Source organism: Sodalis sp. (in: enterobacteria) (genome assembly GCF_047607725.1).
Classification (GTDB): domain Bacteria; phylum Pseudomonadota; class Gammaproteobacteria; order Enterobacterales; family Enterobacteriaceae; genus JBLKSS01.
In genome coordinates this window covers 1-4407 of the sequence record NZ_JBLKSS010000234.1, presented here as the reverse complement: position 1 = coordinate 4407, position 4407 = coordinate 1, and the positions used below count along the sequence as shown (strand labels likewise).

Here is a 4407-nt window from a genome sequence, read left to right as displayed (position 1 = left end):
CACTCAAACCGGGATGGAAATAAAAGTTATTAAAATCAATACAATGTGAAAATGCAATGAGCATAAGCGTGTAACGTAGGTTTACTGTCTCATACAACAAACCCACCAATAATTCAAGACGTCCTCCACGGGGCGCTTACTCCGGCAGGGCGCTACGCTTATTAGCCGCCCGGAGGAGATATTTGAACACCTGTGCAGTGACTTAAAATGGCTGGCGCCGAATAAGACGGAAATTATTTCTGCAACAGAATGCGAAGTTAAATTGCCATTTGCCGATGTGTTGGCTAACGTAGGGGATGAGGTTACACCTGTTGACGTCGTCGCTGAACGTGCCGGTCAACCTGTGCCAGAGGTGGTGGTGAAACTGCTCGAACTGGAGTTAGCAGGATGGATCGCAGTTGTACCCGGCGGCTATGTCCGATTAAGGAGGGCAGGCCATGTTCGACGTACTAATGTATTTGTTTGAAACCTACATCCACAATGAAGTCGAAATGTGCGTGGATCAGGATAAATTGACCGATGACCTTACCCGAGCGGGCTTTCATCAGGACGATATTTATAATGCGTTAAACTGGCTGGAGAAACTGGCTGATTTGCAGGACGGGCAGGGCAGAGCTTTTGCGCTGAATGCCGATCCGCTTGCCATGCGTATCTACACTGATGAAGAGAGTCAGTTCCTGGATACCGACTGTCGCGGTTTCTTATTATTTCTTGAACAGATTCAGGTGTTGAACCTTGAAACCCGCGAGATGGTCATTGATCGTGTGATGGCGTTGGACGCGGCGGAATTTGATTTAGAAGATCTGAAGTGGGTTATTCTTATGGTGCTGTTTAATATTCCAGGCTGTGAAAATGCCTATCAGCAAATGGAAGATCTGGTTTTTGAAGAAGACGAACAGCGTCTGCATTGATGCATTAAAGATGACGTAACGCTATGACCAAAGCTGCGCTTTTTTCCGCGAAGCACACGGCATCCTGCCCCAATGCGGGGCAGAACTTGTTATGCGTTCTGGACAGCACGGCCCCTTTCTGGGCTGCTCCCATTACCCGCAATGCGACTATATTCGCTTCCTAAAGCCTAAGGGTGATGGGCATGTGGTGAAAGTGCTCGAAGGGCAGCTTTGCCCGGAATGTCAATCAACGCTGGTATTGCGTCAGGGGCGCTTCGGCATGTTTATCGGCTGCTCGAACTATCCCGAATGCGGCCATATTGCGCCCACGGCGGTGGCTGACGCCACGGCATTTACTTGTCCCCAATGCCGCACCGGTAAGCTGGTGCAACGCACATCGCGCTTTGGTAAAAGTTTTTACGCCTACTATCGGTATCCCGCCTGTAAATATGCATTGAATAATCAGCCCGGGGCGGGGGAATGCGCGTATTGCCATTTCCCGCTGTTAATGGAGAAAAATACCGCCCGCGGCGTAAAGCGGTTTTGTGCCGATAAAGGCTGCGGCAGGCCGGTAGCGACAAACGATAATGAAGAATAAATCTCTCTTGTCTGACCTGACAAGTTTAGTGACGGCGCTGCGTCAGCAGCAGGTTATCGCTTATCCGACAGAGGCCGTGTTCGGGTTGGGCTGCGATCCGGACAGCGAAAGCCCGGTTCAGGCGCTGCTCAAGCTAAAACAGCGTCCGTGGCAAAAAGGGTTGATTCTGGTTGCCGCTCATTACGCCCAGCTCACGGATTATATTGACGACAGCGCGTTGGATAATGCCGCGCGGGAGCGGATGTTCGCCTGTTGGCCGGGTCCCGTTACCTGGGTGGTACCGGCCCGTCCCACAACCCCGCGCTGGTTAACGGGACAATACGCATCACTGGCGGTACGTGTTAGCGCATTTGAACCGGTGCGGCGTCTTTGCCTTGCTTTCGGCAAGCCGCTGGTGTCTACCAGCGCTAATTTGACCGGGCTGCCGCCGGCGCGTACCGCCGGCGAAGTGCGTGAGCAATTAGGCGCAGCTTTTCCGGTACTGGACGAAGCGGTGGAAGGGCGGCGCAATCCTTCTGAAATTCGCGATGCCCTGAGCGGCGAATTGATTCGTCAGGGCTGACTATCACCGGAGTGACACCATGGATACCTATGCCGTTTTTGGTAATCCGATTAACCATAGTCGGTCACCGCGCATTCATGCGCTTTTTGCCGCCGAAACAGGTCTATCCCATCCTTATGGCCGCGTGCTGGCACCGCTGGACGGTTTTGAGCAAACGCTGCGGCAGTTTTTCGACGCGGGAGGATTGGGGGCGAATATTACCCTGCCGTTTAAAAAACGCGCGTTCTCGCTGTGCGATCAGCTCACCGAGCGCGGGTCTTTGGCCGGGGCGGTGAATACCATCAAGAAACTGCCGGACGGTGTATTGCTGGGGGACAACACTGACGGCATTGGTTTGGTCAGCGATTTGCAGCGTCTCGCGCTATTGCGCCAAGACAGCCGGGTGCTCTTAGTGGGCGCTGGCGGCGCGGCGCGGGGGGTGATCCTGCCGCTGCTAGCCTACGGCTGCAAAGTGGTGCTGACCAACCGTACTTTCCCCCGAGCACAAGAGCTGGTGGAGTTTTACCATCACGTCGGCGATATCAGTGCACTACCGCTTGAGCGCCTCGGCTCGCCGGATTACGACCTGATCATCAACGCGACATCTACCGGGGTGCAGGGCGGTATCCCGCCGCTGCCGGCCTCCGTCATTACGCCTGCGGTCTGCTGCTACGATATGTTTTATCAACAAGGCGAAACGCCGTTCATCGCCTGGAGTCGCCGGCACGGCGTGCTACACTGCGCCGATGGGCTCGGCATGCTGGTGGGTCAGGCGGCCTCGGCATTCTTCCTGTGGCATGGCGTATTGCCCTCGGTTTTGCCGGTACTGGAAACCCTGCGCACGGAGCTGGCTGCATGAACCAGGCGATACATTTCCCGGATCTGGAGCAATGGGATGACGAGCGTCAAGGCGTGTGCTTCCCAGCACTGGTGGGCGGTAAGCGTACGCCTGTCGCTTTACCGAAGCTGAAGGCATTTACATTGCCGCTAAAAGCCCACGTAGTGTATAGCACCATAAACACCCAGATATATCACGCCAAGGAGTAAATGTCGCGTTAAGAGGGGGGTGGGCCGTAGCCTGTTATTGATAAATCCCATTATTACGGTAGTGGAAAAGAAGTTGCCGCTGATATCTGCGATGAACCATGCCCAGAAAATCTGCCCAAATGCTTTTTGGGTCTCGAATGCGAAGACCAGTGCAAAGCAAAGAGAGTCTATCAGGCTGACCAAGCTAGTCGTGATGAACCAGTAGAATATGATGTTAATATCATCACCAGGTCGGGCGAACCGCTTGATAATCCAAGCGATGGCCAGAGAGGATGGCAACGAAACCACGGCAAACACTATATTGAAAAATAGATGCTCGCTGGAGGGATGGCTCACCGAAAAATCGATAATGATAAATGTCAGCAGCAGCACTGGCCAATGCCGCATGGAATAATGGAGAAATGCCGCTGTCGCGACGCCCGCCGGAAACCAGATAAGGGCAACATGCAACTCGGGATTGTCAAACTGAACCGATATTATCCCAGAAAGATAATAAACCAATAACCATATCCCCAGTATCGGTATATTGGGGATAAAAGACATTGCCGCAGGTTTCATGGATCTATCTCATTGTTTAGTGAATTCACTAGGTAACCGTTAACCCGAATGTCACTCACACACGTCAACGTTCCCTCGTCTTTATCATAAAAGGCGTGACATAATTTGCGCGCGAATTGCAGATAAGTTATATCGCCTATCGTGATTGTCAATTCAATCAGTCAAGGAATGCGTTCCCTGCATTCCGTTTGCCGGTTTAGGAAACAAATGGCGAGGATGACTCGCCGCCTGTTTCCGTTTATTGGTGAGCGGCGCATCCCCAGGTAACCTGCGTCGTCATTTGCGGATAGGCGTTTTTCTCGTCACTCCGTCGCCGGCATTAGCCGGTAAACGCAGCAAATCTATAAGCCCGACGGCGGTGACCAGCGTGATGAACACAAACGCCAGCCGGAAACTGATGCCCGGTATCGCCTCCAACCCGCTATGCCGGGCGATAAGCTCGCCCACGCGGACGGCAAGCGCGCCCAGGGTAATCCCCAGTCCCGCCGACAATTGCAGCGCGGTGCTAAACAGCGTATTGGCGGAACTCATTTCGCAGGCGGGAACATCGGCAAACGCCAGCGAACTGATGCCGGTGAACTGCATTGAGCGGCACAGCCCGCCCCAAAAAAGCATCAGCATGACCCACGCCGGGTAAGCGTACGCCCAGCGCCGTATTGACAGTTATTCAGCAGGGATGGTGAGGTTCCACGGCAGGAGCTCTTTGATTTTGTTGATGGGATGATCCGCGATAATCGCCAGCACATGGCGCAGATACGCTTCCGGCTCCACGC

5 protein-coding genes and 4 pseudogenes are annotated in these 4407 nt (G+C 53.6%); 6 read left to right on the top strand and 3 right to left on the bottom strand.

Translation table 11 applies throughout. The features are described 5' to 3' along the window. Nucleotides 1-136: 136 nt before the first annotated feature. The 6 genes and pseudogenes from ACMX3H_RS17325 to ACMX3H_RS17300 form a co-directional block, all read left to right on the top strand. Nucleotides 137-466: pseudogene (locus tag ACMX3H_RS17325) on the top strand (DNA-protecting protein DprA); the annotation flags it as partial. After that, nucleotides 438-911 (top strand): DUF494 family protein, encoded by a 474-nt coding sequence (locus ACMX3H_RS17320; RefSeq protein WP_415211698.1) that lies wholly within the window; start codon nt 438-440, stop codon nt 909-911. The pseudogene ACMX3H_RS17325 and the gene ACMX3H_RS17320, both read left to right, overlap by 29 nt. A 23-nt stretch (nt 912-934) precedes the next feature. Beyond that, a pseudogene (locus ACMX3H_RS17315) lies at nt 935-1488 on the top strand (topoisomerase DNA-binding C4 zinc finger domain-containing protein). Beyond that, the gene (tsaC, locus tag ACMX3H_RS17310) at nt 1478-2050 is read left to right on the top strand and encodes an L-threonylcarbamoyladenylate synthase type 1 TsaC (RefSeq protein ID WP_415211697.1); all 573 of its coding nucleotides are present in this window, start codon (nt 1478-1480) and stop codon (nt 2048-2050) included. Before ACMX3H_RS17315 ends, tsaC begins: the two are co-directional and overlap by 11 nt. 19 nt (nt 2051-2069) lie before the next feature. After that, nucleotides 2070-2888 (top strand): shikimate dehydrogenase, encoded by an 819-nt coding sequence (gene aroE, locus ACMX3H_RS17305; RefSeq protein WP_415211696.1) that lies wholly within the window; start codon nt 2070-2072, stop codon nt 2886-2888. Beyond that, nucleotides 2885-2989: pseudogene (locus ACMX3H_RS17300) on the top strand (DUF1488 family protein); the annotation flags it as partial. The gene aroE and the pseudogene ACMX3H_RS17300, both read left to right, overlap by 4 nt. A gap of 27 nt (nt 2990-3016) precedes the next feature. On the opposite strand, the gene ACMX3H_RS17295 reads toward ACMX3H_RS17300, so the two are convergent. From ACMX3H_RS17295 to ACMX3H_RS17285, 3 genes and pseudogenes are all read right to left on the bottom strand, one after another. Further along, nucleotides 3017-3634, bottom strand: coding sequence for an MASE1 domain-containing protein (locus tag ACMX3H_RS17295; RefSeq protein ID WP_415211695.1), 618 nt, complete (start codon nt 3632-3634; stop codon nt 3017-3019). 276 nt (nt 3635-3910) lie between these two features. After that, a pseudogene (locus ACMX3H_RS17290) lies at nt 3911-4267 on the bottom strand (MFS transporter); the annotation flags it as partial. A 30-nt stretch (nt 4268-4297) separates the two neighbouring features. After that, nucleotides 4298-4407 (bottom strand): transposase domain-containing protein (locus ACMX3H_RS17285; protein WP_415209556.1); only part of this gene is annotated, 110 nt, incomplete at its 5' end.

Excerpts from the sequence above, each read along its gene's own strand:
- ACMX3H_RS17320 (WP_415211698.1), top strand. The coding sequence starts at position 438 with ATGTTCGACGTACTAATGTATTTGTTTGAAACCTACATCCACAATGAA.
- tsaC (WP_415211697.1), top strand. The coding sequence starts at position 1,478 with ATGAAGAATAAATCTCTCTTGTCTGACCTGACAAGTTTAGTGACGGCG.
- aroE (WP_415211696.1), top strand. The coding sequence starts at position 2,070 with ATGGATACCTATGCCGTTTTTGGTAATCCGATTAACCATAGTCGGTCA.
- ACMX3H_RS17295 (WP_415211695.1), bottom strand. The coding sequence starts at position 3,634 with ATGAAACCTGCGGCAATGTCTTTTATCCCCAATATACCGATACTGGGG.